Origin of the sequence: Kitasatospora sp. NPDC048722 (assembly GCF_040650235.1) — a bacterium.
In the GTDB taxonomy this organism is placed as follows: domain Bacteria; phylum Actinomycetota; class Actinomycetes; order Streptomycetales; family Streptomycetaceae; genus Kitasatospora.
The window spans coordinates 1-26,545 of record NZ_JBEZGX010000091.1 but is presented as its reverse complement, the minus strand read 5'-3'; the positions used below and the strand labels follow the sequence as shown (position 1 = coordinate 26,545).

The window sequence follows — 26,545 nt, the reverse complement described above, 5'->3', positions numbered from 1 at the left end:
ACCTGTCGGCGTACGCGGGCAAGAGCGTCACGCTGAAGTTCACCGGCACCGAGGACGCCTCGCTGCAGACGAGCTTCGTGATCGACGACACCTCCATCCAGACCGGCTGACCTTCGGTCGGTAGGCGGGGCCCGGCAGCCATCCGGCTGTCGGGCCCTCGTCGTGTTCGCGTCCCACGGCACCGCCCGGCGGCCGGCGGCTACTGATGCGGAAACGTTTCGTTCCTTGCCTTGACGGTGTCTCCCAGCGGATCTAAGTTCGCTGCAAGTTTCCGGCAAGTTACAGAAACTTCCTGCACCCTGGCTGCCCCACCCCAGCCGCCCCCCTTGGAGACGACGTGGTCACCACCGCCCCCACCCGCCGGCCCGCCCGCGTGGCCGGAGCGCTCGCCGCCTCGGCGGCGCTCGCGCTCTCGTTCACCGCGGGCCTCGGCGCCCCCACCGCCCAGGCCGCCCCGCCCGCCAACAACGGCAAGGACGTCACCGCGACCCTCTTCGAGTGGCGCTTCGACTCCGTAGCCCAGGCCTGCACCAGCACCCTCGGCCCGAAGGGCTACGGATTCGTCGAGGTCTCGCCGCCCCAGGAGCACATCCAGGGCCCGCAGTGGTGGACCTCCTACCAGCCGGTCAGCTACCGGATCGCCGGCCGGCTCGGCGACCGGACCTCGTTCAAGAACATGGTCGACACCTGCCACGCGGCCGGCGTCAAGGTCGTCGCCGACACGGTGATCAACCACATGACGGCCGGCTCGGGCACCGGCACCGGCGGCACCGCCTACACCAAGTACAACTACCCCGGCGTCTACCAGGACCAGGACTTCCACACCTGCCGCCAGCCGGTCAGCAACTACCAGGACCGCACCAACGTGCAGACCTGCGAGCTGGTCAACCTCGCGGACCTGGACACCGGCAGCGCGTACGTCCAGCAGACCATCGCGCACTACATGGACGACCTGGCCTCGCTCGGCGTCGACGGCTACCGGATCGACGCCGCCAAGCACATCGCCGCCACCGACCTGGCCGCGATCAAGGCGAAGATGGCCAACCCCAACGCCTTCTGGGTCCAGGAGGTCATCTACGGCGCCGGTGAGCCGATCCAGCCGTCCGAGTACACCGGCAACGGCGACGTCGACGAGTTCCGCGTCGGCACCGACCTCAAGCGCATCTTCACCGGGGACAAGCTCGCCAACCTCAACGGCTGGGGCGCCTCCTGGGGCTACCTGCCGAGCGGCCAGGCGCGCAGCTTCATCGACAACTGGGACACCGAGCGCAACGGTTCGACCCTCAACTACACCTACGGGAACACCTACACGCTGGCCAACGTGTTCCTGCTCGCCTCGACCTACGGCTCGCCCAACGTCTACTCCGGCTACGCGTTCACCAGCAACGACGACGGCCCGCCCAACGGCGGCACCGTGAACGCCTGTTACCAGGACGGCTGGAACTGCACCCACGCCTGGCGGCAGATCGCCAACATGGTCGGCTTCCGCAACGCCGTCGCCGGCACCGGCGTCACCGACTGGTGGTCCAACGGCAACAACGCGATCGCCTTCGGCCGCGGCAACCGGGGCTACGTCGCGATCAACCACGAGACCGGCGCGATCACGCAGACCTTCCAGACCGGCCTGCCCGCCGGTACCTACTGCGACGTCCAGCACGGCGACCCGCAGCCGGGCGGCGGCTGCACCGGCCCGACCTACCAGGTCGGCGCGAACGGGCAGTTCACCGCGACGGTCGGCGCGGGCGACGCGGTCGCGCTGTACGTCCAGCCCGGGACGAACGTCTCCGGCGCCTCGTTCAACGTCAACGCGACGACCTCGTACGGCCAGAACGTCTACGTCGTCGGCGACAACCCGGCGCTGGGCGCCTGGGACCCGGCCAAGGCGTTGCCGCTCTCGTCCTCCGGCTACCCGGTCTGGTCGCTTGCGCTCTCCCTGCCGGCCGGCACGTCCTTCCAGTACAAGTACGTCATCAAGGGCGCGGGCGGGGCGGTGACCTGGGAGTCCGGCGCCAACCGGACGGCGACGGTGCCCTCCTCGGGGACGGTCGCGCTGAACGACACCTGGCGGTCGTAGCGGGTGCCGGGATCCCCGTCGACTGCGTCAGCGCGGTGTGACGGGGATCCCTCCTACGGGTGGCCCGACCGTTTCAAACCCCCGTTTCGGGCGACCGCGCTGGCACCATCGCGAGATGAGCACCGCCCCCGTCGTCCTCGACGTCGAACTCTGCGGCGGGCGTTGGGACGGTCACCGCAAACGCGTCAACGCCGCCGCCCCGCCGCCCTCGCTGCGCATGCTGCTGCGGGCCCAGCTGCCCAGTGCCGAGAGCGGCGAGTACTGGCCCACCACCAGCGTCTACCGGCTGGGCGGGGAGGGCGGGGAACTGCGCTACCGCCACTCGCACGACGAATGACGGATGACGGATCACGTGGGCGCGGTGGGTCAGCCGCGTCCGATGTACGGCATCGTGGTCGCCATCACCGTCGCGAACTGCACGTTCGCCTCCAGCGGCAGCGACGCCATGTGCCGCACCGTGCGCGCGACATCGGCCACGTCCATCGTCGGCTCCGGCGCGATCCGTCCGTCCGCCTGCCGCACGCCGGCGCTCATCGCCGCCGTCATGTCGGTGGCCGCGTTGCCGATGTCGATCTGCCCGCAGGCGATCCGGTACGGACGGCCGTCCAGTGAGAGCGACTTGGTCAGCCCGGTGACGGCGTGCTTGGTCGCGGTGTACGCGATCGAGTGCGGGCGCGGGACGTGCGCGGAGATCGATCCGTTGTTGACGATCCGGCCGCCCTGCGGGTCCTGCGCCTTCATGTGCCGGAAGGCGGCCCGGGCGCAGAGGAAGGCACCGGTCAGGTTGAGGTCGACGACCGAGCGCCAGGCGTCCACCTCCAGCTCGTCCACCGGGACGGCGGGGCCGAAGCCGCCCGCGTTGTTGAACAGCAGGTCCACCCGGCCGAAGCGTTCGGCGGCGGCTGCGAACAGCGCGTCCACCGCCGCCGGGTCGGTGACGTCCGTCGGCACGACGGCGGCCGCGCCGCCGGCCAGCCGGGCGGTCTCGCGCAGCGGCTCGGCCCGGCGCCCGGCCAGGACCAGCTGCCAGCCGGCGGCGGCCAGCTCGACCGCGACGGCCCGGCCGACCCCGCTGCCGGCTCCGGTGACGACGGCGGTTCCGGTGACGGCGGCGGTCTGCTGGGACATGGCGGCGCTCCTGGTTCTCGGGTCCGAGCCGGCTCGGTTCTGAGCCGATCGTCGTCGATCGGCGGGGCCGCCGTCACTGGTGGAAGGACCCAAAGATCGCGTCGCCCGGCGCACCGTCCGCTGTGTACCCCGCCGTCCGGCGGGGGCCGCACGGGACATGTGAGGGGTTTTACCTGATCGCGAACAAACATTGGATTTCCGGTGGCCGACGCGCAACCGGGCCGCCCCGGCCCACGTCATAAGATCGCAGGACGGCGCGCTGCGGCGAGCCGCACTTCCGGGGGCCGCGCCGAGGCGCCCCCGGGCCTGTCCGGCCCCACCCGGGGGCCGCCGCCCGGCCAGCCGGCCCGGGCGCGTCATCGGTCGGAGAGTCCTCACCGTGCTTAGGCAGTCGTCCCGTTCCCGCGCCGTTCTGACCGGTGCCGCCGTGCTCACCCTGGCTGCCTCGCTCGCCGCCTGCGGGAGTTCCGGTGGCGGGAAGGGGGACAGCGCCAAGGCGGCCGGCACCCCGAGCACGGCCGGCACGAGCGCGGTCCCGGGCGACCCGGCCGCTGCCACCGGCGCCCCCGCGCAGACCGGCGCGGCCGCGGCTTCGGGCGGCAAGGTCCAGATGCCGACCGGCCAGCCCTCGCTGACCAAGGTCCGCGACACCGCCGCCGGTCCGATCATGATGACCAAGCTGGCCGGCGCGAAGTCCGGCGTCACCGGCCAGGTGTGGGTCTGGCTGCCGCCCGAGTACAACGACCCCAAGTACGCCAAGACCGGTTTCCCGGTGCTCACCCTCTACGCGGGCGGCCAGAGCAACGGCTACAACACCTGGACCGACAACCAGCTGCCGATCCAGGAGGAGGACGAGCAGCTGGCCAAGGCCGGCAAGGCCCATCCGTTCATCATGATCATGCCGGTGCAGAACTTCAACAGCGACGAGAGCAACGCGCTGGACTGCTCCGACATCCCGGGCCAGCCCAAGATGGCGACCTGGATGGCCCAGGACATCCCGGACTGGGTCCGCGCCAACTTCCGCACCCTGAAGGGCCGCGACAGCTGGGGCATCATGGGCGCCTCCACCGGCGGGTTCTGCAGCGCCAAGCTCTCGCTCCAGTACCCCGACGTGTACAAGGCCGCCGTCCCGATCGACGGCTACTTCATCCCGGACTCCCACCTGTGGAAGGGCCACGACGCCGAGCGGATGGCCAACAACCCCGACGTGCTGGTCACCCAGGGCAAGGCCGACGTGAAGATGCTGGTCACCGCCGGCGGCGCCAACGCCTACGAGAAGGGCGTGGTCAAGAGCTGGGTGGCCAAGGCCGCCCCGCCGGTCGCCATCGAGTACTACGAGCAGCCCGGCGGCAAGCACCTGACCTCGGACTTCAAGAAGATGATCCCGGACACGCTGCAGTGGCTCACCAAGAACCTGGCGGGCCCGGCGGCCGACTGACGCCGTCCGCTGCACGCCTGCACGCCCACCGCCGGTGCCGGGGATTCGTCCCCCGGCACCGGCGGTTCTTTTCATCCGGCACTCTCCGCGGCCCCGCGCCACCGCCGTCGGCCGGGCTGCGGAAAAGGCTGTGACCTGCGCGTCAATCGGACATTGATTCGCCTCTGATCGACTGTACGCACAGTGAACGGGGCCGCCTTCCGGGGGCCGTGATCCGCACGACCCGCCGATTCGTGAAGAGAGTGCCATGCCGATCCACCTGCTGCCGCCGCCGTCCGCCACCGTGCCCGAGCGGACCGAGGACGAGGAGCCACAGGCGGTCCGCTTCGCCGGGCTGCGGCTGGTGCACGCCGCGCTGCGCCGCGACCTCGCCCGGCTGCCCAACGCGCTGCGGCTGCTGCAGCCCGGCGAGGACGCCAAGGGCGAGGCGCTGCTGCGGCACTGGGACTTCGTGACGGCGATGCTGACCTGTCACCACGAGCAGCAGGACAGCCGGATCTGGCCGATCGTGCGCCGCTTCGCGCCCGAGCTGCGGCTGCTGCTCAACTGGCTGGAGGCGGACCACCACAACCTCGACCACTCGTTCACCCGGGTCACCACGCTGGTCCGGATCGCCAGCCGGGACACCGGCAGCGTCTGGCCGGTGGCGTACGCGATCGAGGACCTGGCGGCCCGGCTGGAGACGCACCTGCGGATCGAGGAGCGTCAGCTGCTCCCGCGGATGGCGGGCGTGTTCGCCGACAACTCCCGGGTGGGCAGCCTGCCCGAGCTGCTGGACCTGCTGCGCTCGGCCGACGGCCCGGGCTCGGCCGACGCGCTGGCCTGGCTGCTGGAAGGCGTGGAGCCGTCCGTCGTCGACCGGCTGCTGGCCGAGTGCGACGACGACGTGGCCCGCTCCTGGCCGCACTGGCGGGCGACCTACGAGCGCTGCACCTCGCCGCTGTGGGGGCCGGCGGGCGACTGGGGGATCCTCCCCGACTGAGCCCGGGGCCTTTTCGCGGGCCGTCGATCTACGCGCGTGGCAGTGCCATGGGCATATGCGGCGACGGGCCGGCGCGTCCTGCCTGCGTACGGCCCCGGCGGGCGGCGCGGGCGGCGGCTACTCCGGCAGGCGGTTCAGCCACTCCAGTGGGGAGACCAGGATCGCCTTGTCCGGCGAGCCGTCCCACTCCACCGACAGGCCCTCCGCCCTCAGTGCGGCCACCACCTCCCGCCCGATCTCCACCGTCCGGAGCGCCGCCGCGTCCGCCGAGCCCTCCCGCTCCTGCCCGCCGGCCGCCCGGAAACCGCCGTAGCGCAGCATCAGACCCCGCCCGGCGGCGGCGCGTTCGGTGTCCTGCTGGTGGAAGAACACGAAACCGCGCGATTCCTCGTCGGCCTCGTCGCCGATCTCGGCGTAGCCGCAGCTCGCACAGCAGGTGAAGTCCATCGCCGCGACGACGCCCTCCTCCTCCAGTGCGTCGAAGGCAGCGCCCAGCCGGTCCACGTCGGTGACCTCGGGCCAGCCGGCCTGCTCGGCCAGCCGCTCCTCCCAGAGCGGAGCGACGATCAGCTCCGCCGCCTCCTCCGTCAGTCCCTGGTCGTCGAGGAGTTCGGCCAGGGACTCGGCTATCTCGTCCGGCTCCTGGAAGCCGCACCGGATCAACTCGCGCGCCCGGTCGCGGGCTTCGCCGAGCACCTCGGGGTCGAGCTCGGACATCGGCACCTCCTGGGTCATGCCCGCATCCTCGCAGCCGCCACCGACAGCGCCCGGGTCACACGGGCCTGCTACCGTCCCGCCGGTGACCTCGCTGCTTCAACCTCCGCTGATCACCCGTCTGCTGGCCGCCGACCGCATCCTGGTCGCCGGCGCCGGCGGCGGCTTCGACGTCTACGCCGGCCTCCCCATCGCGCTCGCCCTGCGCGCCGCCGGCAAGGAGGTGCACCTGGCCAACCTCTCCTTCACCCACCTCTACGGCCTGCCCGGCGACGCGTGGTTCGGGCCCGACGTCGCCCGGATCGGCCCGGACACCGCCGCCCCCGAGGGCTACTTCCCGGAGCGCACCCTGGCCCGCTGGCTGCACCTGCACGGCATGCCCGACACCGTCTGGGCGTTCCCCTCGGTCGGCGTCCAACCGCTGCGCGACGCCTACCGGCTGCTCACCGGACACCTGGGCGTCGACGCGGTCCTCCTCGTCGACGGCGGCACCGACATCCTGATGCGCGGCGACGAGGCCGGGCTCGGCACCCCCGAGGAGGACATGGCCAGCCTCGGCGCGGTGGCCGGCCTCACCGAGGTGCCGGAGCGCCTGGTCGCCTGCCTGGGCTTCGGCGTCGACGCCTACCACGGCGTCAACCACTCACTGGTGCTGGAGAACCTCGCCGCCCTCGACCGGGCCGGCGGCTACCTCGGCGCCTTCTCCGTCCCCCGCGACAGCCGCGAGGGCGCGCTCTACCTGGACGCCGTCGAGCACGCCAGGGCCGCCTTCCCCGAGCACCCCAGCATCGTCAACGGCTCGGTGGCGGCGGCGCTGCGCGGCGAGTTCGGCGACGTGCGCTTCACCGACCGCACCAAGGACGGCGAGCTCTTCGTGAACCCGCTGATGGCGATCTACTTCGGGGTCACGGTCGAGGCCCTGGCCGCCGAGCACCGCTACCTGGACCGGCTCGAACGCACCGTGCTGATGCGGCAGATCAGCACCGTCGTCGGCGAGTTCCAGGACGAGCTGCCGAAGCTGCGCCCACCCCGGCAGTTCCCGCACTGACCGCGGCCGCGCGGCCGGTGCTTCACGGCTACCGGTGCTTCACGGCTACCGGCGCTTCGCCGCTACCGGCGGCGGCCGTGCCGCTGGATCGCCGCTGCCGGCGCTTCGCGGCTAGCCGTTCGCGAGGCGGAACTCCAGGTTGCCGAACCGGACCTGGTCGCCCGGGCGCACCCGGACGCCGCCCGCGATGCGGTGCCCGTTCACGTGGGTGCCGTTGGTCGAGCCGAGGTCGTACAGCACCCAGCCACCGCCCTCGTGCCGCAGTTCGGCGTGGTGGCGGGAGACCGAGGCGTCGTGCAGCCGCAGCCCGGAGCCGGGGATCCGACCGATCGTCAACTGCGTCGCGCCGGCCTGCGGGAGGTTCAGTCCGGGCAGCCTCTCGACGCGCCAGGCCCGGCCGATCCGCTCGCCGAACGCGGAGATCCGGCCCACCGTCCGCAGCACGAACCGCTCCACCGGCCCCCCGGTGGGCAGGTCGGCCATCACCGCGTCCAACTCGGCGCGGCTGGTGGCCTGGAGGACGACCTCCATCCGGCCGAGGAAGGTGTCGTGCGAGAGTCGGCCGCTGCTCGCGCCGTCGCGCAGCACCCCGAGGGCCCGGTCCCGTTCGTCCTCGGACGGCCGGACGGCGTGCGTCCGGATCTCAGGCTGCGTCATGTCCCGATTGTCGGCGGCGCCGTGCCCGGCTGTCCAGATTCCGGCAGCCGGCCGCCCGGTGATCCCGCCTCCCCCCGGGAAGCAGGACACCGCCGGCCGGCCGGCGGTTCCGCGGTCCGGTCAGGATTTCCTGGCGGCGGCCAGGATCTTCTCCGTGGTGTGCAGGAAGCGGGAGGTCACCGAGCCCCCGTAGCGCTTGCCGAACATGTCGTTGGTGACCCACTTGCCGTCCTTCAGGTGCACCACGATGTACACGGCGCCGTCGTCCGCCCCGAGCACGTCGTAGTCGCCCTTCGGGGAGGTGTGCGGCGCGGCGAGGTCCGCGGGCAGCGGCTCGGAGAGGAAGGCGATCACCAACCGGACGTCGGGCGTCACCTCGACGCCCCGGAACGGCTCGGCGGCCAGCACGGCGGCCACCTCGTCGACCGTGCGCAGCATCACCGGGACGGGGTAGCCGAGCGACTCCTCCAGGTGCCGCTCGATGCGCAGGGTGAGGGCGGCGCGGTCCGGCTCGTCCGTCGTGAAGAACACGTTGCCGGTCTGGATGTACGAGCGGACGCCGCCCAGGCCCAGCTCGGTGAAGAGCGCCCGCAGCCGCTCCATCTTCACGGTGCGGCCGCCGACGTTGATGGCCCGCAGGAACGCGATGTACGTGGTCGTGGTGGTCACCCGGCCAGTGTGGCACCGCCCACCGACAAGGCTGCGGCGGGCGGCTGTGGCGGGATCCCGGCGGCGGGGCGGGGCGGGGCGGGGCAGGGCCGTTGTCGGTGCCCGGTGCGAGACTGGCGCCATGGCTACCTGGCAGGATTTCGAGCAGGAGGCCCCCGACGTCGCGCCCCTGGTACGGGCCCGGTTCGAGGCCAACCGGCACCACGTCCTGGCGACGCTGCGCAAGGACGGATCACCCCGGGTGAGCGGCACCGAGGTCGACTTCATCGGCGCCGACGCGATGCTCGGGTCGATGTACGGCTCGGTGAAGGCCCGCGACCTCCAGCGCGACGGCCGCTTCGCCCTGCACTCGCACCCGGGCGACGAGACCATGGCGGGCGGCGACTCCAAGCTGTCCGGCCGCGCCGTGGAGCTGACCGACGAGGCCGAGCTCACCGCCTACGTCGCCGATCTGCCCGAGCCGCCGCCCGGCCCGTTCCACGCGTTCCGGCTCGACCTGGACCAGGTGGTGCACACCGGCGTGGCCGACGGTCACCTGTGGGTCTTCAACTGGCACCCCGGCCGGCCGGTGGAGCGCATCATGCTCCACTGACCGGTCCCGGGGCCGGGCGCGCTACGGCAGGACGGACTTGACCGCCTCGGGGGTCCGGGCCACGACGGCGTGGCCGTCGTCGGCGGTGATGATCGGGCGCTGGATGAGGATCGGGTGCTCGGCCATCGCCGCGATCCAGCGCGTCCGGTCGCCGGGCTCCTTGGCCCACTGCTTCATCCCGAGGTCCTTGGCGACCTGCTCGTCGATGCGCGTGATGTCCCACGGCTCCAGGCCGAGCCGCTCCAGCACCGCCTCCAGCTCGGCCGCGGTCGGCGGGTCCTCCAGGTAGCGCCGCACGGTGTACTCGGCCCCGGCGGCCTCCAGCTCGGTCAGCGCCGACCGGCACTTGCCGCAGCGGGGGTTGATCCAGATCTCCATGCCGCCCAGCCTACCGAGCGCCGCCGCGCCCGACGGACCGTCTCCGGCCCGGACCGCGCACCCGAACCGGCCGTGCTCCGGGAACTCCCGGGCGCCCGCCGGTGGTTTCACGAACCGGAAGCAGCGGTCCGGGCCGGGGACACCGGCCGGGGAGGGGAGCAGCGGATGGACGGCGCGGCGATCGTCGAGCACCTTCTGACCAGCGAGGGCAGGGCCGATCCGTACCCGCTGTACGCGCGGGCGCACGAGCTGGGCAGTGCAGCCCCGGCCGGGCCCGGCTTCCTGCTGGCCCTCGGCCACGGCACCGCCGACCGGGTGCTGCGCACCCCCGGCTTCGGCGTCGCCACCCCCGAGATGCAGGCCGGCCTGGCCCCCGAGTTCGCCGAACACTCCTCGCTGGACCTGTTCGGCCGCTCGATCCTGGAGCGCGAGGCGCCCGACCACGCGCGGGTCCGCTCGCTGATCGCCTCGGTGTTCACCGCCCGCCGGGTCGCCGCGCTGCGGCCGGCCGTCGAGGCGGCGGTCGCCGGGCTGCTCGACGAGATGGCCGGGGCCGGTGCGGACGGCTCGCCGGTCGACTTCATGGACGCCTTCGCCCACCGGCTCCCGGTCGGCGTGATCTGCGAACTGCTCGGCGTCCCCGAGGGCGACCGCCACCTCTTCCGCGCTCTCGCCGCGGACCTCACCGTCGCCCTGGAGTTCGTCCAGGACGCGGCCGAACTCGACGTCGCCGACGAGGCCGCCGACGAGCTGGCCGGGTACTTCACCGGGCTGGCCGCCGAGCGCCTGCGCCACCCGCAGGACGACCTCGTCACCGACCTGGCCCGGATCGCCGCGGACGACCCCGCGCGCCTGTCCGGCCGCGAGCTGCTGGCCAACCTGGTGCTCCTCCTGGTGGCCGGCTTCGAGACCACCACCAACCTGCTCGGCAACGGCCTCGCCCTGCTCTTCCGCCACCCGGACGCGGCCGCCGCCCTGCGGGCCGGAGCGCTCACCCCGGCCGCCTTCACCGAGGAGGTGCTGCGCTACGACGCGCCGGTCCAGCTGACCTCGCGGATCGCGCTCGCCGAGGGCCTCACCGTCGACGACCTGCCCGCGCCGCGCGGCAGCACGGTGCTCGTCATGATCGGCGCCGCCAACCACGACCCGGCCCGCTACGACCGCCCGGAGGTCTTCGACCCGACCCGCACCGGCAGCCAGCCGCTCAGCTTCGGCGCCGGGCCGCACTTCTGCCTGGGCTCCCAGCTGGCCCGCCTGGAGTCCGAGGTCGCGGTCGCGGCCCTGCTCGACCGCTTCCCCCGGCTCGCCCCGGGCGGCGTGCCCACCCGCCGCGACCGCCTGGTCCTGCGCGGCTACGAGACGCTCCCGGTCACCGTCCGCTGACCCCGCCGGAGCCGGTCACCCCTGCCCGCCGACCGGCCCTCGCCCGTCACCCTCCGCCGACCGGCCCTGACCGCACGCATCCGGGACGTTCGGCCGTTCGTGGCGGGGTCCACCGTGGTGGAGCATGGAGGGACGAAACGGTCATTCCGCCCGGTGGTCCAGGAGGTTCCCCCCGTGCCCGCAGCGCCCCGCCCGCCGTTCCGGGCGGCCGTGGAACCCAGGGTGCCGCGCTGGGTGCCCTGGCTTCCCGTTCTGCTGCTCGTCCTGGACCTCCTCACCGAGGCGATCGTCCCGGACGCCGTCGCGGCCGGGTTCCTGCTCACCGCGCTGCCGGTCGTCGCGGCGTTCAGCTACGGTCCGGTGCTGACCGCCGCGACCACCGTCGGCTCGATCGCGCTCCAGCTCGTCCTCGCCCTGCGGGCCGGCCACATCGACGAACAGCACCACGTCTGGGTGTACATCGCGACGCTGCTCTCCGGAGTGATGGGCACGGCCCTGTCCTGGCAGCGGATCCGGCAGAACCGCAACCTGCTGCACGCCCGCACCGTCGCCGAGACGCTCCAGCGCACCGTGCTGCGCCCGGTCCCGGAGCGCGCCGGCGGGCTGCGGGTGGCCGGCCTCTACCGGCCTGCCCAGGCCGAGGTGCTGGTCGGCGGCGACCTGTACGAGGTGTGCGACACCCGGTTCGGCGTGCGGGTGCTCCTCGGCGACGTCCGCGGCAAGGGCCTCGGCGCGGTGCGGACGGTCGCGGACGTGCTGGGCGCCTTCCGGGCCACCGCGCACGACACCCCCGACCTGGTCGAGATCGCCGACCAGCTGGACCGCGCGGTGCTCCGCGACGCCGCCGACCGCGGCGACGACGAACTGTTCGCCACCGCCGTCCTGCTGCAGTACCGCCCGGGTTCCGACTGCGTGGAGATCGTCAACCGCGGCCACACCACCCCGCTGATGCTCGCCGGCCGCACCATCACGCCGATCGCCTGCCCCGACGAACTCCCGCTCGGCCTCGGCCACCTGGCCCCCGCCGACGACCACGGCAAACCCACCGCCGTGGCCCTCCCGCAGGGCAGCACCGTCCTGCTCTACACCGACGGCGTCAGCGAGGCCCGCGACGCCACCGGCACGTTCTACCCCCTGGCCCCACGCCTCGCCGCCCTCGGCACGACGTCCCCCGACCGCGTGGTCACCTTCCTCGCCCAGGACGTCCACGAGTACGCGGGCCTCCTGGCCGACGACCTCGCCCTCCTGGCCCTCGCCCCCGAGCCCGCCTGACCCGGGCCGGGTTTCACACGATGCGGGAGTCCTCGTCGTGCCGTCCTTGCTGCACCATGCCGTCGTCACGGATCCGACCGCGCTTCAGGCCTCGCAGCCGGGGGCGCCGTCCCTGGGAACGGTGTACGTGATCGTCTCCGACACCCACCACTCCGCGTCCTCTCTCCGGCAGGGGCGGACATCCGAACTGGATCAGGGGCCCGTCCTGCAACAGCCGTCCCTGCGGATGCCGCTGCCACTCCTCCCGGGTGCGGACCGCGATCGCGGCGCCACCCGGGGAGCAGATCCCTCCAGCTCCAGTGCGTCCCACTGGGCGACGGCGGCGATCCGCTCCCGGTCCGGTGGGCTGGTCCTGGCGTATGCGGCGTGTCACTGGTGCCGGTGAATGAACGGACGATGAGCGACTGGGCAGGGACGTGGATTCGAGGACCGGCTGGCCGCCTCGCCCGAGTGGGCAGCGAGCGGTACGCCGGCATTCGCCGGCACGTGGGGGCGACACCTCCGCTGCCGATTTCGAGGCGCAACGACGAGGGAGCCGTCCCTGGCCGGCCCCATTTCCGGGGGCGAGCCGGAGGGACGCCGGAGGGCCTGAGGGGTGCGCCGGTTGGCGGGTCACGCCAGGTCCGTGCGGGTCTCCCCGGTGATGGCAGGCGGGGTGATCATCGGAATGTGGCGCAGCGCGCGGCCGTGCCGGTCGAGCCGGCGGCCCATCCGCTTGACCGTGTGCAGAGTGACGGTGCGCTCGCGGAGCTGCGCTTCGGGGGCCCGTTCCGCCAACATCGCCTCGACTGCGGCGATCTCCTCGGTCGTGCGCAGCCAGAGTGCGAGCAACAGGTTGCACGACCCGGTGACGGAGGCGCACAGCCGGGTCTGCGGCAGGCGGGCCAGCATCGAGCCGACCCGGTCGAGTGCCGCGTGCGGAACAGCCGCGCGGTAGCTGACGATCACCGGCCAACCAGCCTGCCGTTGGGCGAGGTCGCAGCGCAGCAGCAGCCCGCGCTGGCGAAGTCGTTGGCCGAGATGACGGCGGACGGTGGATTCGCTGATGCCCGTGCGGGCGGCGAGTTCGGTGTAGCTGGCGCGGCCGTCCTCGCCGAGGGCCATCAGCAGCGCGAGATCGGTCCGGTTGTAGGACGGCATTCCGAATGGCTGCGCGCCGGGGTCCGTCTGGACCGGGCCCGTCAGCCCGGCGCGCCGACCCGGTGCCAGGGCCCGGACCTGCCAGGCGCTGCCCTCCAGGTAGGTGCGCAGGGCGAGCCGGGCACGGGTGACGCGGACCTCCGGACGGGTGCCGATCTCCTGGACCAGCTGCCCGAGCCCCGGCAGGTCGTCGGCGCAGACGGACAGGAACAGGTCGAAGTCGCCCGCCACGTGGTCGATGCTGAACACCCAGGGCAGTTCGGCGAGGGCTTCGGCGAGCTGTCGCACCGTCCCGGCCCGGCACTCGACCTCGACGTAGGCGACCGGTGCGGTGCCGGGGGCGGCGTACGCGGTGACCCAGGCCAGACCGAGGGAGGTCAGCCGTTCCCAGCGCCGGGCAGCGGTGGTGGCGTCCACGCCGAGGGCGGGGCCGATCCGGGTCCAAGGGGCGCGCGGGTCCGCCTGGAGCGCGTCGACCAGGGCGAGGTCGAGCTCGGAGAAGGCGTTGCCGGATTCCGGTGCAGCGCCGGGCCAGGTGCCGGTTTCCTGCATTTCGGGCTCCTCTCCGTCGACGGGCCGGATCCTGGGCCCACCCTCCGCGTGCCGCGGCGGCCCACTCTAGAGAGGAACGCCCGTGGCCACACCCCCCACTACCGCCACGCAGGCCCCACCCCGCCGGGAGAGACGGGAGAGACTCGACCGGACCGCCCGGATCACGGTGGCGCTGCTGTTCGGCGCCTGGCTGGTCGACTACGTGGACCGGCTGGTGATCAACCTCGCCCTGCCCTCGATCGGCCGGGAGTTCGCCCTGGACCGCGCCGAGCAGGGCCTGGCGGTGTCGGTGTTCTTCCTGGCGTACGCGCTGTGCCAGATCCCGGGCGGGCTGCTGGCCGACCGGTTCGGCGCCAAGCGGACGGCGGGATGGGCGCTGCTGGTCTGGTCGGTGTTCACGGCGCTGACCGGGCTGGCGGCCTCGTTCGTGCTGCTGCTGGTGGTGAGGTTCCTGTTCGGCGCGGCCGAGGGGATCTTCCCCGCGGCGGCGATGAAGGCCGTCAGCGAGCGCACCACGCCGGGTCAGCGGATGAGCGCCAACGGCCTGGTGTCCAGCTCGAACGCCCTGGCGGCGGTGGTCGCCCCGGCGCTGGGTGCACCGCTGATCGTCGCGTTCGGCTGGCGGTCGACGTTCTTCTCCATCGCCGCGGTCGGTGTGCTGGTGTACGCGGCGCTGCGGCTTTGGCTTCCCGGCCCCACTCAGGCCGCGCCGCACACCCGGCCCGGCACGGGTGGCGTGCGGACCCTGCTCGGTTCCGGGGTGATGTGGCGGTTCGCCGCGATGTTCTTCGGCTACGACCTGATCGTCTGGGGCCTGAACACCTGGGTACCCACGTACCTCAACGACGAGCGCGGGCTCTCGCTGACCGGGGCTGGTGCGGCGGCGCTGGTGCCCGCGGTGGTGTCGGCGCTGGCCGCCGTCGCGGGTGGACGGCTCGCGGACCGCCTCGGCGGGCGGCACGGCCTGGTGGTGGCACCCGCGATGGCGGTGACCTCGGTCGGCGTGCTGCTGATGACCTCGGTGCACTCACCGGCGGCGTTCGTCGGCTGGCTGACGCTGGCCGCGGCGGGCGCGGGGCTGAGCTTCATGCCGATCTTCGCGGTGCCGATGCGCAGCTTGCCGGCCGAACTGGCCGGGGCCGGCTCCGGGATGATCATCTTCGGCGGCCAGCTCGCCGGCGTGGTGGCCCCGGTGGTGATGGGTGCGCTCGCCGACGCCGTCTCCTTCCGCGCCGCCTTCGCCTTCCTGGTGGTCGGCGCGACCCTGGCCGCCGTCCTCTCGTTGACCACCCCCCAGCACACCGAGGCCTTTCTGGCCGCCCTCCACCGTCGCCGGCCCGCCGCCGGCGCGGAGATCGACAAGGAACTCGCATGACCGACACCGAACGACTCCCGCTCGCCGAAGGCCTGGCCGAGCGCCTGCCCGCCCTGGAGGAGCTGTACCGGGACCTGCACCGCCACCCGGAGCTGGCCTTCCAGGAGCGGCGCACGGCCGCCGTGGTCGCCGCGGAGCTGCGGGCACAGGGCTGGGAGACCACGGAGCACGTCGGCGGGACCGGCGTGGTGGGCGTGCTCCGCTCGGGGGACGGCCCGGTGGTGCTGCTCCGTGCCGACATGGACGGCCTGCCGGTCCTGGAGGCGACCGGGCTGCCGTACGCCTCGACCGACACCGGTGTGGACGGGGACGGGGAGGAGGTGCCGGTGATGCACGCCTGCGGGCACGACATGCACGTGACCTGCCTGCTCGGCGCCACCGGCCAGCTGGCCGCGCACCGGCACGCCTGGCGGGGCACGGTGGTGGCGGTGTTCCAGCCGGCGGAGGAGAACGGCGAAGGCGCGACGGCGATGGCCGCCGACGGCTTCCTCGACCGCTTCCCGCGCCCGGACATCTGCCTGGGCCAGCACGTCGGGCCGCTGCCGGTGGGCGTCGCCGTGACCAGGCCGGGGCCGGTGATGTCGGCGTCGGACAGCTTCCGGGTGCGGCTGTTCGGCCGGGGCGGCCACGGTTCCTCGCCGGAGCACACGGTGGACCCGGTGGTGCTGGCCGCCGCGGTCGTCATGCGGCTGCAGACCGTCGTGTCCCGCGAGATCGGCGCCAACCAGTCGGCCGTGGTGACGGTCGGTTCGATCCACGCCGGCACCAGGCAGAACATCATCCCGGACGAGGCCGAGCTGAAGGTCAACGTCCGGACCACCGACACCCGCGTACGCGAGCGGGTGCTGGCCGCCGTCGAGCGGATCGTCCGCGCCGAGGCGGCCGCCTCCGGCGCGCCGGAGGAACCGGAGATCACACCCCTCACCGCGCTGCCGCTGACCGTCAACGACGCCCGGGCCACCGACCGGGCGGTCGCCGGTCTCCGCTCGGCACTGGGTGACGGGGCGGTGTTCCCGTTGCCGTGGCCGCTCGCGGGCAGCGAGGACTTCGGCAACTTCGGTACCGCGTTCGGGGTGCCGTCGGTGTTCTGGCACTTCGGCGGTAGCGACCCGGCGGCGTTCGGCGAGGACGGGATCACGGCGCTGATGTCCGGCGAACTGCCCGCCGGCCTGCCGTTCAACCACTCCCCGTACTACGCGCCGGTACCCGGCCCGACCATCGACCGCGGCGTACGGGCCATGCTGGGCGCGGCCGCCCAGTGGATCGGCGCCGACCGGCCGCCACGGGCCCGGTAGCACCACCTCCTCGGGCGACATCGGGCGCCGCCCCGGCCGCGGCCGCAAGACCGTCCGCCGCTGCCGCGACACCACCCTGGACCGGGCGGCTAGGCCGGCCGGAACCGGTCCGTGGCCGCCAGTACGGCGCTCGTCGTGGCATCCCCTGAGAGTCCGTGCCCCTCGTCACCGATCAGAACGAGGTCCGCGTCCGGCCACACCTGCGCCAGCCGCCATGCGATGTCCGGGGGCCCGCTGATGTCCATCCGTCCATGGATCATCACGCCGGGAATGCCGGCGAGCTTACCGGCACCGCGCAGCAGTGCCCCGTCCTCGAGGAAGCCGGAGTGCCGCCAGTAGTGCGTGACGAGGCGGGCGAAGCGCAGTCGAAAGTGCGGGTCCTCGTAACGGGGGCTGGGCGTGTACCCCCGCTGGACGGACACGTGCACGTCCTCCCATCGGCACCACTCCAGCGCCGCACGCTCCCGTGTGAGCGGATCGGGATCGGAGAGCATCCGGGCGTACGCATCCACCAGGCTCCCGTCGCGCTCCCGCTCCGGTACGGCGTCGCGGAACCGGGCCCATTCCTCGGGGAAGAGTCGCCCCATGTCCCGGGTGATCCACTCCACCTCGCGCCGGGTGGTGTTGGTGACGCTGAACAGCACCAGCTCGGTTACGCGTGCGGGGTTCTGCTCGGCGTACGCCAGTGCCAGGGTTGCTCCCCACGAGCCGCCGATGACCAGCCATTTCCCGATGTCGAGGTGCCGGCGCAGCAGTTCGATGTCGGCCATCAGGTGCGCGGTGGTGTTGACGGTGAGTGAGGTCCGAGGATCACCGGCGTCGGGTGTGCTCCGCCCGCACCCTCGCTGATCGAGGAGCACGATGCGGTACGCCGCCGGGTCGAACAGCCTCCGCCAGAACGGCCCCGCGCCGGACCCGGGTCCGCCGTGCAGGACCAGGGCGGGCTTTCCCGCGGGATTCCCGCAGGTCTCCCAGTACACGCGGTTGCCGTCGCCGACGTCGAGCATGCCGTGCTCGTACGGCTCGATGGGGGGATGGAGCTCGGCCATGCGGGATGTCCCCTCCTGAAATCTAACAGCGCTGTTAGGCTAACAGGGTGAAGAACCATCCGGACCCGGTGGCCGTTGGCAGTCTGCTCCGCCACGTCCTCGAGTTGCTCGACGGTGACGTGGCCAAGGTCTACGAGGAGCAGGGCCTCGCCGAATACCGGCCACGCTTCTCGCCGGCTGTACGGGCTCTTCTGGCCGAGGGTCCGCTCTCGGTTCGCGACCTGGCCGCAGCAGTGGGCGTCACGCACTCGGCCGCAAGTCAGACGGCGGCCCAGATGGCCCGGGCGGGCCTGGTCACCCACACCCCTGACCCGCGAGACGCCCGCCGCCGACTGGTCGAGCTCACCCCGAAGGCCCGTGCCCTGCTGCCGCAGATCGAGGCGGAGTGGGAGGCGACGGTGGCGGCGATGGCGGAACTGGACGCGGAGCTCTCGATGCCGCTGGCGGACCTGCTGGCGGAGGTGGCGGAAGCGGTACGTCGACGCCCGTTCCGGGAGCGGATCGCGGCGGCGTGTCGGAGCCAGGGGGCACCCGCCCTCGGCGCCGGCGGGCCGACCGGGGAAGGGTCACCCTTCTCCGGTCGGCCCGCAGTGGTGCATCAGCGCTCATCCGGATGACTCCTCTCGGGTGACTCGCAGCTCGGAGGCGCTCGGTCAGCACACGGTCTCCGCACCGGCACCGCCCGTCGATGACGGCTCGGGGCGCACGCCTGCGGCGGAAACGGCGCGGCGGCACGGCCCAGACGGGATGGTGGTGCACATACCGGCCCGGCCGGCGCGGCTGATCCCGCGGCGGGCACCGGGCATTCTGCTCCGGCGTCCGGCAGAACTCTCCACCTGAGAGCCCGTCCGTTGCCCCCGACGACGGGCCGAACGTCAGAGCATCGCGGGCAGTCCGAAGTCCACGACGTGCTCCGCCCCCAGGAACGAGACGATCCCCGACACTCGCTCCTGGCGTAGGGTCAGGACGGTGATCGACCAGGCCTCGTGCACTGCGTCCGGTGCCGCACCCACGTAGAAGGCCACCGCCGGCTGTCCGTTGGCCGTGGTGAGCCGGTAGAGCCAGCTCGGGCACCGGGTCAGCGGGACGGCCACCGCGAAGTCCATCACCGCGTCCACTCCGGCGTACCACTGCGCCATCGGCGGCATCGACCAGGTGACGTCCTTGGTGAGCAGCGCGACCAGGGCGTCGGCGTCGCCGCACTGCAGGGCGGTGGCGAACGAGGCCGCGACCTCCCGTACCCGTGCGTCGCCGACCATCCGCAGGGTCTGCTGCTGGGACACGTCCGGCACCTTGGCCGCGAGCTGTCGCCGGGCGCGGGCCAGGGTGGAGTTCACCGAGGTGACGGAGGTGTCCATCATCGTGGCGATCTCGGCGGCGGAGAAGCCGAGGACGTCGAACAGGAGCAGCGCGGCCCGTTGGTTACCAGGCAGGTGCTGCACGGCCGCGACGAAGGCGAGTTCCACGGCCTCGCGTTGCTCGTACCTGGCGGCGGGGCCGGCCGGGCCGGCGGGCAGGCCCGCATCGGCGTACGGGCCCAGCCAGGCGACCTCCGTCAACGGCGTGCCGTCGAGCACTGTGTGGTCCGCGGCCGGGCCGAGGTCCACCGGCAGGGCACGCCTGCCGCGGTGGTCGACGGCGTCCAGGCAGGTGCGGGTGGCCACCGTGTAGAGCCAGGCACGCAGCGAGCTTCGGCCCTCGAATCGGTCCAGACCGCGCCAGGCGCGGAGCAGGGCCTCCTGCAACGCGTCGTCGGCGTCGTGGGTGGAGCCGAGCATGCGGTAGCAGTGGGCGTGCAGTTCCCGGCGCAGTGGCGTCACCAGACGGGTGAAGGCGGCGTCGTCGCCATCGCGTGCCAGCGCCAGGTCGGCGGCTGCGGAGGTTCCGGAAATTTCCTCGCTCACGGGCGACGATTCTGCCCCATTGCCGGAGTCACCTCTTCGACAGGCTTTCCGACGCCCCGAGGAGGACTTCATGACGAGCCCCACGACGAATCCGGCGAACTCCGGGTACCCGCATACCGTTGCCTGGTTCGACATCTCCACCCCCGACGCGCCGCGCGCCCGCCGCTTCTACCAGAAGCTGTTCGGCTGGCCCGTCGCCGAGCTCGACGAGACCTACGCGCTGGTGGGTGCGGACGACGGACGCCCGACCGGAGGGATCGGCCAGGCCGGTCCGGGCAGCCCGTACACCGGGATCGTCGTCTACTTCCGCGTCGCGGACGTGGACGTGGCGCTCGCCGAGGCCGAGGAACTGGGCGGCAGCCGCCTGCTGGAGCCGCGGAACCTGCCCGGAACGGACCGGATGGCCCTGTTCACCGACCCCGACGGCAACCCCGTCGGCCTGCTCGGCGCCTGAGATCGGAGACCCTCGAATGACGACCACCGACCCCAAGACCGATCTGCGCCGCTCCCTGCAGGACGCCCGCGAGACCGTGCTGTGGAAGCTGGACGGCCTGACGGAGCGGGATGTCCGCCGCCCGCTCACCCCGACCGGGACCAACCTGCTCGGCCTGGTCAAGCACCTGGCCGGCGTCGAGCTGCTCTACCTGGGCTGGGTGTTCGACCGGCACTACGCCGAACCCGTCCCCTGGTTCCGCCCGGACCTCGGCCCGGCGGGGCTCGCGCCCAACACCGACCAGTGGGCCACCGCTGAGGAATCCCGTGACTACGTCGTGGACACCTACCGCAAGGCCTGGCTGCACGCCGACGCCACCATCGAGGCCCTGCCCCTGGACGCCGTCGGCCACGTTCCGTGGTGGCCGGTGCAGGCCGGTGCCGCCAGCCTGCACCGGGTGCTGGTCCACCTGATCGCCGAGACCGAGCGGCACACCGGGCACGCCGACATCGTCCGCGAGCTGATCGACGGCACGGCAGGATACCGCCCAGGGGTCGAGCGGCTGCCCGCGGCGGACGAGCAGTGGTGGGCGGCGTACCGCGACCGAGTGGCAGCGGCGGCCGAGCAGAGCTGAGGGGACCGGGCCGGCCGCACCAGGAGCACGGTGTGCCGTGGTCGAGGGCTCGGCCGTGGGTGCGGTGCCGGCCTGCCGGCCTGCCGGCTTGCCGGCCTCCACGCGGACGCGGTCGTGGACGGTCGACGTGCGCGTCAGCTGACCTGGAGACCCACCGCCAGTGTCAGTTCGAGGACCCGGTGCGGCGATGCGAGATCCGGAAACAGCTCCCGCAGCTGCGACATCCGGTACCGGACCGTCTGAGGGTGGACGAACAACTCTGCCGCCACCTCGTCCCGCCTGCCCTGGTGCAGCAGCCATGCCCGCAAGGTCTCCTCCAGCCGCCGTGCGGTCGCGGCAGGCAGGGGCCGCAACGGTGCGAGGGCTCGGGCGCGCAGGTCTGCGAACGCGTCCATGTCGGCGCTGAGCACGAGCTCGGGCAGGTGGTCCTCGGTGTCGCGAATCTCAGGGGAGAGGGCGCGCGCGCGTGCGGCTCGTGCGTACGAGGCGGACGCACGGGTCCAGGGCCGGGCCGGGCCGACCACGGCGGTGCGGTCGGTCAGCTGCCGCAAGAGGTGTGGTCGGTCGGCGTCGGGGACGAGCAGCACACCGGTGGCGTCCGGCAGATCGTCGAGGACGAGGGTGTTCGGGTCGATCGTGCGGTAGGCGGGCCGGGTCTGGGCGGCGGGCAGCAGGACGGCGGTCAGTGAAGCCGGGGGCTGCCACCCGGCTCGTTGCGCAGAGGCCAGCAGCACGTCCGGGCTCGCGTCGGCGAGGAGGTCGCGGGCCAGGTGTTCCAGGTGGCGCTCGTGGGCCCTGCCGCGTGCGGCCAGTTCGTCGGCGTGGCCCGCGGCGCTCGCGGCGGAGAGCTCGTCGATGTAGGCGAAGGTCAGCTCGGCGAACTTGGCGACCTCGGCGGCGGGCAGACCTGCGGGTACGGCGCCCGCTGCCAGGCATCGCCAGGCCACGCGGGCGCCGACGCGGTAGGCGCTGAGCAGGGCGTCCATCGAACGGCCGTCGCGCACCTCGCCGCGGCCCAGCTCGTAGGCCGCGTCACCGCCGTCGCCACCCGTGGCTGTCCCGCTCGCGAGGTCCAGGTAGTGCCCCAGGGCGGTGCGGACGGCTCGGCGGATGGTGCCGCCCATGCGGCCCGAGAGGGCGTTGGCGTAGGGAGGGACCTCGTCGATGATCGCCTCGACGACCTCGTCGGCGGTGGCCGGCAGCGCGGCCCGAAGTGCGGTGACCGTCGTCTCGTCCAGGACCAGCTCGCTGGCCCTCCGGATTGCATGGCTCACGTTCTTGTTCCTTGCGGACAATTCATCCGACCAGATTCACGTCCTACGGTCAGGACTTTACGCCTTGAGGCGCAGCAAGCTGGAGTCATGACGAGTGCAGCCCTGCGCAGCAGGGCGTGGAAACTGCTGGAGATGGTCACGACGCCGCTGCTGCCGTCGGACTACCTCGACCTGGTCAGCCCGCTGCGTGCGGGCGCCGACCTGCGTGGGCGCATCGAGGCCGTGCACCCCGAGACGGGTGACGCCGCGACCGTCGTGATCAGGCCGGGACGGGGCTGGCGCGGCCACACGGCCGGTCAGTACCTGCGGATCGGGGTCGACGTCGACGGGAGGCGCCTGTGGCGTGCCTACTCCATCACCTCGCCGACAGGCCGCCCGGACGGCCGCATCACGATCACCGTGAAGGCGGTCCCGGACGGCAAGGTCAGCAACCACCTCGTCCACAGGGCGACACCGGGCACGCTGATCCAGCTCGACCAGTCGGCCGGTGACTTCGTGCTGCCGCAGGTCAAGCCCGCCAAGGTGCTCTACCTGACGGCCGGCAGCGGCATCACACCCGTGATGGGCATGCTGCGCGACAGCGAGTTCGACGACGCCGTCATGGTCCACTGCGCGCCACAGCCGCAAGACGTGATCTTCCGCAACGAGCTGCACGGCCTGGTCGCGGACCAGAGGCTGCGCCTCACCGAGGTGCACACTGCCACGGACGGCAGGCTCGACATCGCCCGTCTCGGCGAACTCGTGCCCGACTGGGCCGAGCGTGAGACCTGGGCCTGCGGGCCCGCGGGCCTGCTCGACGCCGCAGAGGAGCACTGGACCGAGCACGGGGTCCGAGAGCGCCTGCACACCGAACGGTTCCGCCCCCGCAGCGTCGTCGCCGGCGAAGACGGCGACGGCGGCGAGGTCACGTTCAGCGCCACCGGCAGGACCGTCGATGCGGACGGCGCCACGCCGTTGCTGGACATCGGCGAGGAAGCCGGCGTGCTGATGCCCTCCGGGTGCCGCATGGGCATCTGCTTCGGCTGCGTCACGCCGCTCAAGGCGGGCGCCGTCCGCGACCTGCGCACCGGCGAGATCACCGAGGCCGAGCCGGGCGTCCTCATCCAGACCTGCGTGTCCGCCGCGGCGGGCCCCTGCGACATCGAACGGTAGAAGCGCCTTGACCGCCATCGACCCCACCGCCCACCTGACCGCTGAGCAGATCGAGGAGCTCGGCCGCGAGCTGGACGTGATCCGCGACGAGGTGATCGCCGACCGCGGCGAGAAGGACGCCGCCTACATCCGCAAGGTCATCTCGGCGCAGCGCAAGCTCGAACTGGCCAGCAGGGGCGTGCTGCTGTTCTCGATCTTCCCGCCCGCGTGGCTGCTCGGCACCGCCGGCCTTTCCGTGGCGAAGATCATGGACAACATGGAGATCGGCCACAACGTCCTGCACGGCCAGTGGGACTGGATGCGGGACCCGAAGATCCACTCCACCACCTGGGAGTGGGACCACGTCTCGCCGGCCGAGCAGTGGAAGCACTCGCACAACGAGCTGCACCACACGTACACCAACGTGATCGGCAAGGACAACGACCTCGGCTACGGCATCATGCGCGTCGACGAGGACCAGAAGTGGCATCCGCTCCACCTCGGCCAGCCGCTGTGGAACTTCGTCAACGCCTGCTTCTTCGAGTACGGCATCGCGGCGTACGACCTCGAACTCGGCAAGAACCTGCAGAAGCGCCGCCGCAGGAACCCGGAGTTCCGCGCGCGAGCCAAGGCCGTGGGCCGCAAGATCCGCAAGCAGGTGCTCAAGGACTACGTGATCCACCCGCTGCTGTCGGGCCCGTCGTTCCTCACCACGCTCGCCGCCACGTTCACCGCGAACCTGGTCCGCAACATCTGGTCCCACTCGGTGATCATGTGCGGGCACTTCCCCGAGGGCGTACAGGTCTTCGAGCGCCAGTCCGTCAAGGGCGAGACGCGCGGCCAGTGGTACCTGCGCCAGATGATGGGCTCGGCGAACATCAGCGGCAGCAGGGCCATGCACTTCATGACGGGCAACCTGTCCCACCAGATCGAGCACCACCTGTTCCCGGACCTGCCGAGCAACCGGTACGCCGACGTCGCGGTGAAGGTGCGCGCGCTGTTCGAGAAGTACGAGCTGGAGTACGTCACCGGGCCGCTGCCCAAGCAGGTGTTCTCCGCGTGGCGCAAGGTCTTCCGGCTCTCGCTGCCGAACAAGAAGCCCAGGGTCAAGACACCGGCCCGTGAGAAGGAGCTCGTCGCGGCCTGATTCCCGGTAGTGGTCCAGATCCTTCGGCCGTACCGGCGGCACCGCCGGGCTCGGTGAGATTCGCTCCGGACGGTGGGCGACCGCGGTATCGGACGGCCACCGAGACGTCGACCCGGGGGCCTTCGCCTCGGCGTCCTGTGCCTGTGGGGTCCTGGCCGCCGACGGCGGGAACGCGGTAGTGGCCTGGAATCCACGACAGGCACTACTCAGAACTCATGCCGAGATCGAACTGCGTTTCCGCAGGTCGGAGGGCCCTCTACAGGTCGTAGTTCTGATCGAACATGCCTCTGGCCTGCGAAAACAGGGGCCTCGTGGAAGATCATTTCACAACCAGTGCACATGCTGTGGCCTTGAGAATGAGCTGCGGCGAGAAGCGTCGAGCCAGTACCACGAAGTGCGAGTCGGCGGCCCGTCTCCTGGCCGGGTGGCGAGCGGGCTCCACAAGGAGCTCGGTGCTTGCCGGGCTGCTCGGGTGAGACGACGGTCAGGCACTGGCCGGTCTCGCCCACGGGAACGTCGTGCTTCTTCGCGAAGCCAAGGACCTCCGTGTGGAAGTGCAGGGCCTTGGCCTGCTCGACGATGAAGGCGCTGGTCAGATGGATCCGCATGGACGGGACTCCTCGGCTCGGGATGCTTTCCGCCCCTTCGGCACGATGTAGTCCGGGCGGCGCCGTGCTCCGGCGCGGGCCGCGGATTCCCACGTGGGACGGGAGGATCCTCGCGGCAGCAGTACGTGGCGGTACGCGCCCGGGGTCTCGGACATCCGGATCTGGTCGGTGACGCCCTGGTAGTCGCCGAGCGGGGTGCGGGCGGTGAAGGTCTCCGGGTCCAGGTAGGCGTGCTCGTCGCCGGTTCCGGCGACGGCCGTGGCGTACGCCTTGTCGAAGACGCCCAGCGAGAGGATCCACAGCGCGACGCGTGTGAGCGAGACATGGACGCGGTAGGAGCCACCGTCCACCGCGCGCCGCCGCATCGCCTCGACGATGCCTGCGGTCAGGAACCAGGCCACCAGATAGTCGTTGACCACGGTGATCGGCGGTAGTGCGGGACGGTCGCCGTCGCCCTCCAGGTGGAGCAGGCCCGCGACCGAACCGGCCGTCTGGTCGAACCCGATCCGGTTCGCCCAGGGGCCTGTGGTGCCGTGCAGTGAGACGGTGGCGTGGACCAGGCCGGGGCGCAGGTCGATGGCCTCGTCCTCGGACAGACCCATCGAGGCGAGCAGGCCCGGGCGGCGGTTGGCGTAGAACACGTCGGCCCCGGCCAGCAGTGCACGTATCACCGCCGCACCTTCTGCGGTACGCGGCTCCACGGTGGCCGAGCGCACCCCCACCTGGGTCGTGTTGTACGTCACCGGGTGTTCCAGCTCGCCCGGCCGCCACAGGTTCAGTACGTCCGCGCCGTGCAGGGCCAGTGCCCGGCCGGCTCCCGCGCCCGCGATGATGTGGCCCATGCCCAGCGCCCGTACGCCCGCCAGCGGGGCGGTCGCGCCCGCGCCCACGGTGGGCAGCGGCTCGGGGTCGCTGTCGCCGATCCTGGTGATCTCCACCAGCGGCATGCCGGAGAGGACCTCGGTGAACTGCCGCTCCTTCAGGAACTCCTGGGGTGTACGGATCATCGGCAGCACCACCCCGGCCCGCTCGGCCGCCTCCTCCAGCTCGGCGGCCCGCCATGTGCCGATCGCCGCGGCGACCGCATCGGGGTCCTCGGGCACGCCTAGCAGGCGCTCGGCGGCGATGCGCAGGTTGGGATACGGGTTGAGCGGCATCACCCAGCGGTCGTCCGCAGTGCGGTAGAAGCCGTTGACGAAGGCAAGGGTGGGGACGGACGGCGCGCCGCCCGGGTAGCCGTTGAGCAGCTCCCACTTCTGGTCGTAGAAGGGGCACAGCCGGTGCGGGGCGACCCGCAGGTCCATCGAGATGTCCTGGCCGCGCCCGCCGCGCTGCCGCCAGAGGGCCGCCACTGCGGCGGACTTGGTGGCGAGGGCGAGCGACGTGGCCGCACCCAGGCGCAGCGTGCTGGGCACGATCGGGTCGGCGCCGCGGAAGGTGAAGCTCCCGCCGGTGTCGGCGCGGTTCAGCCCGATGGTGCCGAGTACCTCGTCGAGCGCGGTGTGGATGTCGAAGGCGTCGTCGGTCGCGGGGTTCGCGACCGCCTTGGCGATGCTGTCGGACAGGGACATGACTGCTCCGTAAGTTGTTAGGCGGCCCGGGAGGGCCGGATGTGGCTAATGGCTGCTTGCCCTTGGTGGCTGCCCTGGAGTGGCCGTCCGGCTCTCC

25 protein-coding genes and 1 pseudogene are annotated in these 26,545 nt (G+C 72.3%); 15 read left to right on the top strand and 11 right to left on the bottom strand.

Going from position 1 to position 26,545, the window contains the following annotated elements:
* Window positions 1-373: 373 nt before the first annotated feature.
* Together AB0C76_RS38720 and AB0C76_RS38715 are read left to right on the top strand one after the other, a co-directional pair.
* Window positions 374-2,074 carry a carbohydrate-binding module family 20 domain-containing protein gene (locus AB0C76_RS38720; RefSeq protein WP_359974774.1) on the top strand — a complete coding sequence of 567 codons (1,701 nt, stop codon included), beginning with the start codon at window positions 374-376 and terminating at the stop codon, window positions 2,072-2,074.
* Between the two features lie 115 nt (window positions 2,075-2,189).
* Entirely contained in the window at window positions 2,190-2,411 is a 222-nt protein-coding gene (locus AB0C76_RS38715; protein ID WP_359974772.1) for a hypothetical protein, read from the top strand.
* Between the two features lie 29 nt (window positions 2,412-2,440).
* On the opposite strand, the gene AB0C76_RS38710 is transcribed toward AB0C76_RS38715, so the two are convergent.
* Window positions 2,441-3,202, bottom strand: a complete 762-nt coding sequence (locus AB0C76_RS38710) for an SDR family oxidoreductase (protein ID WP_359974770.1) — start codon at window positions 3,200-3,202, stop codon at window positions 2,441-2,443.
* A gap of 379 nt (window positions 3,203-3,581) precedes the next feature.
* Here AB0C76_RS38710 and AB0C76_RS38705 point away from each other — a divergent pair, with 379 nt between their 5' ends.
* Both AB0C76_RS38705 and AB0C76_RS38700 read left to right on the top strand, forming a co-directional pair.
* Window positions 3,582-4,640, top strand: coding sequence for an alpha/beta hydrolase-fold protein (locus tag AB0C76_RS38705; RefSeq protein WP_359974768.1), 1,059 nt, complete (start codon window positions 3,582-3,584; stop codon window positions 4,638-4,640).
* Window positions 4,641-4,887: 247 nt separating this feature from the next.
* Complete coding sequence (locus AB0C76_RS38700; protein WP_359974766.1) at window positions 4,888-5,622, top strand: hemerythrin domain-containing protein; 735 nt, start codon at window positions 4,888-4,890, stop codon at window positions 5,620-5,622.
* A 117-nt stretch (window positions 5,623-5,739) separates the two neighbouring features.
* Here AB0C76_RS38700 and AB0C76_RS38695 read toward each other — a convergent pair whose 3' ends face one another.
* Window positions 5,740-6,357, bottom strand: a complete 618-nt coding sequence (locus AB0C76_RS38695) for a hypothetical protein (RefSeq protein WP_359974764.1) — start codon at window positions 6,355-6,357, stop codon at window positions 5,740-5,742.
* A gap of 64 nt (window positions 6,358-6,421) precedes the next feature.
* On the opposite strand from AB0C76_RS38695, the gene AB0C76_RS38690 reads away from it, so the two are divergent.
* The gene (locus AB0C76_RS38690; protein ID WP_359974762.1) at window positions 6,422-7,384 is read left to right on the top strand and encodes a DUF1152 domain-containing protein; all 963 of its coding nucleotides are present in this window, start codon (window positions 6,422-6,424) and stop codon (window positions 7,382-7,384) included.
* Window positions 7,385-7,495: 111 nt separating this feature from the next.
* On the opposite strand, the gene AB0C76_RS38685 is transcribed toward AB0C76_RS38690, so the two are convergent.
* Both AB0C76_RS38685 and AB0C76_RS38680 read right to left on the bottom strand, forming a co-directional pair.
* A complete protein-coding gene (locus AB0C76_RS38685; protein ID WP_359974760.1) occupies window positions 7,496-8,041 on the bottom strand; it encodes a DUF1707 and FHA domain-containing protein in 546 nt (181 codons plus the stop codon).
* 120 nt (window positions 8,042-8,161) lie between these two features.
* Window positions 8,162-8,710 (bottom strand): DUF1697 domain-containing protein, encoded by a 549-nt coding sequence (locus AB0C76_RS38680; RefSeq protein WP_359974758.1) that lies wholly within the window; start codon window positions 8,708-8,710, stop codon window positions 8,162-8,164.
* 121 nt (window positions 8,711-8,831) lie between these two features.
* On the opposite strand from AB0C76_RS38680, the gene AB0C76_RS38675 reads away from it, so the two are divergent.
* Window positions 8,832-9,302 (top strand): pyridoxamine 5'-phosphate oxidase family protein, encoded by a 471-nt coding sequence (locus AB0C76_RS38675; RefSeq protein ID WP_359974756.1) that lies wholly within the window; start codon window positions 8,832-8,834, stop codon window positions 9,300-9,302.
* A gap of 21 nt (window positions 9,303-9,323) precedes the next feature.
* Here AB0C76_RS38675 and AB0C76_RS38670 read toward each other — a convergent pair whose 3' ends face one another.
* Window positions 9,324-9,680, bottom strand: a complete 357-nt coding sequence (locus tag AB0C76_RS38670; protein WP_359974754.1) for an arsenate reductase family protein — start codon at window positions 9,678-9,680, stop codon at window positions 9,324-9,326.
* Window positions 9,681-9,845: 165 nt separating this feature from the next.
* On the opposite strand from AB0C76_RS38670, the gene AB0C76_RS38665 reads away from it, so the two are divergent.
* Window positions 9,846-11,063, top strand: a complete 1,218-nt coding sequence (locus AB0C76_RS38665) for a cytochrome P450 (RefSeq protein ID WP_359974752.1) — start codon at window positions 9,846-9,848, stop codon at window positions 11,061-11,063.
* 174 nt (window positions 11,064-11,237) lie between these two features.
* Window positions 11,238-12,335, top strand: coding sequence for a PP2C family protein-serine/threonine phosphatase (locus AB0C76_RS38660; protein WP_359974751.1), 1,098 nt, complete (start codon window positions 11,238-11,240; stop codon window positions 12,333-12,335).
* 612 nt (window positions 12,336-12,947) lie between these two features.
* Here AB0C76_RS38660 and AB0C76_RS38655 read toward each other — a convergent pair.
* On the bottom strand, window positions 12,948-14,027 hold the full coding sequence (locus AB0C76_RS38655) for an Lrp/AsnC family transcriptional regulator (RefSeq protein WP_359974749.1): 1,080 nt from the start codon (window positions 14,025-14,027) through the stop codon (window positions 12,948-12,950).
* A gap of 82 nt (window positions 14,028-14,109) precedes the next feature.
* Between AB0C76_RS38655 and AB0C76_RS38650 the strand changes: the two genes are divergently transcribed.
* Window positions 14,110-15,402, top strand: a complete 1,293-nt coding sequence (locus AB0C76_RS38650) for an MFS transporter (protein ID WP_359974747.1) — start codon at window positions 14,110-14,112, stop codon at window positions 15,400-15,402.
* The gene (locus tag AB0C76_RS38645) at window positions 15,399-16,697 is read left to right on the top strand and encodes an amidohydrolase (RefSeq protein ID WP_359974745.1); all 1,299 of its coding nucleotides are present in this window, start codon (window positions 15,399-15,401) and stop codon (window positions 16,695-16,697) included. Before AB0C76_RS38650 ends, AB0C76_RS38645 begins: the two co-directional genes overlap by 4 nt.
* Before the next feature lie 89 nt (window positions 16,698-16,786).
* On the opposite strand, the gene pip is transcribed toward AB0C76_RS38645, so the two are convergent.
* On the bottom strand, window positions 16,787-17,746 hold the full coding sequence (pip, locus tag AB0C76_RS38640) for a prolyl aminopeptidase (protein WP_359974743.1): 960 nt from the start codon (window positions 17,744-17,746) through the stop codon (window positions 16,787-16,789).
* Between the two features lie 47 nt (window positions 17,747-17,793).
* Here pip and AB0C76_RS38635 point away from each other — a divergent pair, with 47 nt between their 5' ends.
* Entirely contained in the window at window positions 17,794-18,363 is a 570-nt protein-coding gene (locus AB0C76_RS38635; protein ID WP_359974741.1) for a MarR family transcriptional regulator, read from the top strand.
* A gap of 258 nt (window positions 18,364-18,621) precedes the next feature.
* On the opposite strand, the gene AB0C76_RS38630 is transcribed toward AB0C76_RS38635, so the two are convergent.
* A complete protein-coding gene (locus AB0C76_RS38630) occupies window positions 18,622-19,650 on the bottom strand; it encodes a sigma-70 family RNA polymerase sigma factor (RefSeq protein WP_359974739.1) in 1,029 nt (342 codons plus the stop codon).
* A 70-nt stretch (window positions 19,651-19,720) separates the two neighbouring features.
* Between AB0C76_RS38630 and AB0C76_RS38625 the strand changes: the two genes are divergently transcribed.
* Both AB0C76_RS38625 and AB0C76_RS38620 read left to right on the top strand, forming a co-directional pair.
* Window positions 19,721-20,104 (top strand): VOC family protein, encoded by a 384-nt coding sequence (locus AB0C76_RS38625; protein ID WP_359974737.1) that lies wholly within the window; start codon window positions 19,721-19,723, stop codon window positions 20,102-20,104.
* A gap of 16 nt (window positions 20,105-20,120) precedes the next feature.
* A complete protein-coding gene (locus AB0C76_RS38620) occupies window positions 20,121-20,717 on the top strand; it encodes a DinB family protein (protein WP_359974735.1) in 597 nt (198 codons plus the stop codon).
* Between the two features lie 134 nt (window positions 20,718-20,851).
* Here the strand turns inward: AB0C76_RS38620 and AB0C76_RS38615 are convergent, their stop codons facing one another.
* On the bottom strand, window positions 20,852-21,991 hold the full coding sequence (locus AB0C76_RS38615; protein WP_359974733.1) for a helix-turn-helix domain-containing protein: 1,140 nt from the start codon (window positions 21,989-21,991) through the stop codon (window positions 20,852-20,854).
* Between the two features lie 87 nt (window positions 21,992-22,078).
* Between AB0C76_RS38615 and AB0C76_RS38610 the strand changes: the two genes are divergently transcribed.
* Both AB0C76_RS38610 and AB0C76_RS38605 read left to right on the top strand, forming a co-directional pair.
* Window positions 22,079-23,143, top strand: a complete 1,065-nt coding sequence (locus AB0C76_RS38610) for a ferredoxin reductase (RefSeq protein ID WP_359974731.1) — start codon at window positions 22,079-22,081, stop codon at window positions 23,141-23,143.
* A gap of 7 nt (window positions 23,144-23,150) precedes the next feature.
* Complete coding sequence (locus AB0C76_RS38605; protein ID WP_359974729.1) at window positions 23,151-24,269, top strand: acyl-CoA desaturase; 1,119 nt, start codon at window positions 23,151-23,153, stop codon at window positions 24,267-24,269.
* A gap of 418 nt (window positions 24,270-24,687) precedes the next feature.
* Here AB0C76_RS38605 and AB0C76_RS38600 read toward each other — a convergent pair.
* Window positions 24,688-24,877 (bottom strand): annotated as a pseudogene (locus tag AB0C76_RS38600) (VOC family protein); the annotation flags it as partial.
* Window positions 24,862-26,448, bottom strand: coding sequence for a CoA transferase (locus tag AB0C76_RS38595; protein ID WP_359974727.1), 1,587 nt, complete (start codon window positions 26,446-26,448; stop codon window positions 24,862-24,864). The pseudogene AB0C76_RS38600 and the gene AB0C76_RS38595, both read right to left, overlap by 16 nt.
* Window positions 26,449-26,545 lie beyond the last annotated feature (97 nt).

Excerpts from the sequence above, each read along its gene's own strand:
- AB0C76_RS38655 (WP_359974749.1), bottom strand. The coding sequence starts at position 14,027 with ATGCAGGAAACCGGCACCTGGCCCGGCGCTGCACCGGAATCCGGCAAC.
- AB0C76_RS38700 (WP_359974766.1), top strand. The coding sequence starts at position 4,888 with ATGCCGATCCACCTGCTGCCGCCGCCGTCCGCCACCGTGCCCGAGCGG.
- AB0C76_RS38670 (WP_359974754.1), bottom strand. The coding sequence starts at position 9,680 with ATGGAGATCTGGATCAACCCCCGCTGCGGCAAGTGCCGGTCGGCGCTG.
- AB0C76_RS38620 (WP_359974735.1), top strand. The coding sequence starts at position 20,121 with ATGACGACCACCGACCCCAAGACCGATCTGCGCCGCTCCCTGCAGGAC.
- AB0C76_RS38685 (WP_359974760.1), bottom strand. The coding sequence starts at position 8,041 with ATGACGCAGCCTGAGATCCGGACGCACGCCGTCCGGCCGTCCGAGGAC.
- AB0C76_RS38625 (WP_359974737.1), top strand. The coding sequence starts at position 19,721 with ATGACGAGCCCCACGACGAATCCGGCGAACTCCGGGTACCCGCATACC.
- AB0C76_RS38710 (WP_359974770.1), bottom strand. The coding sequence starts at position 3,202 with ATGTCCCAGCAGACCGCCGCCGTCACCGGAACCGCCGTCGTCACCGGA.
- AB0C76_RS38645 (WP_359974745.1), top strand. The coding sequence starts at position 15,399 with ATGACCGACACCGAACGACTCCCGCTCGCCGAAGGCCTGGCCGAGCGC.
- AB0C76_RS38715 (WP_359974772.1), top strand. The coding sequence starts at position 2,190 with ATGAGCACCGCCCCCGTCGTCCTCGACGTCGAACTCTGCGGCGGGCGT.
- AB0C76_RS38610 (WP_359974731.1), top strand. The coding sequence starts at position 22,079 with ATGACGAGTGCAGCCCTGCGCAGCAGGGCGTGGAAACTGCTGGAGATG.
- pip (WP_359974743.1), bottom strand. The coding sequence starts at position 17,746 with ATGGCCGAGCTCCATCCCCCCATCGAGCCGTACGAGCACGGCATGCTC.
- AB0C76_RS38665 (WP_359974752.1), top strand. The coding sequence starts at position 9,846 with ATGGACGGCGCGGCGATCGTCGAGCACCTTCTGACCAGCGAGGGCAGG.
- AB0C76_RS38695 (WP_359974764.1), bottom strand. The coding sequence starts at position 6,357 with ATGACCCAGGAGGTGCCGATGTCCGAGCTCGACCCCGAGGTGCTCGGC.
- AB0C76_RS38595 (WP_359974727.1), bottom strand. The coding sequence starts at position 26,448 with ATGTCCCTGTCCGACAGCATCGCCAAGGCGGTCGCGAACCCCGCGACC.
- AB0C76_RS38675 (WP_359974756.1), top strand. The coding sequence starts at position 8,832 with ATGGCTACCTGGCAGGATTTCGAGCAGGAGGCCCCCGACGTCGCGCCC.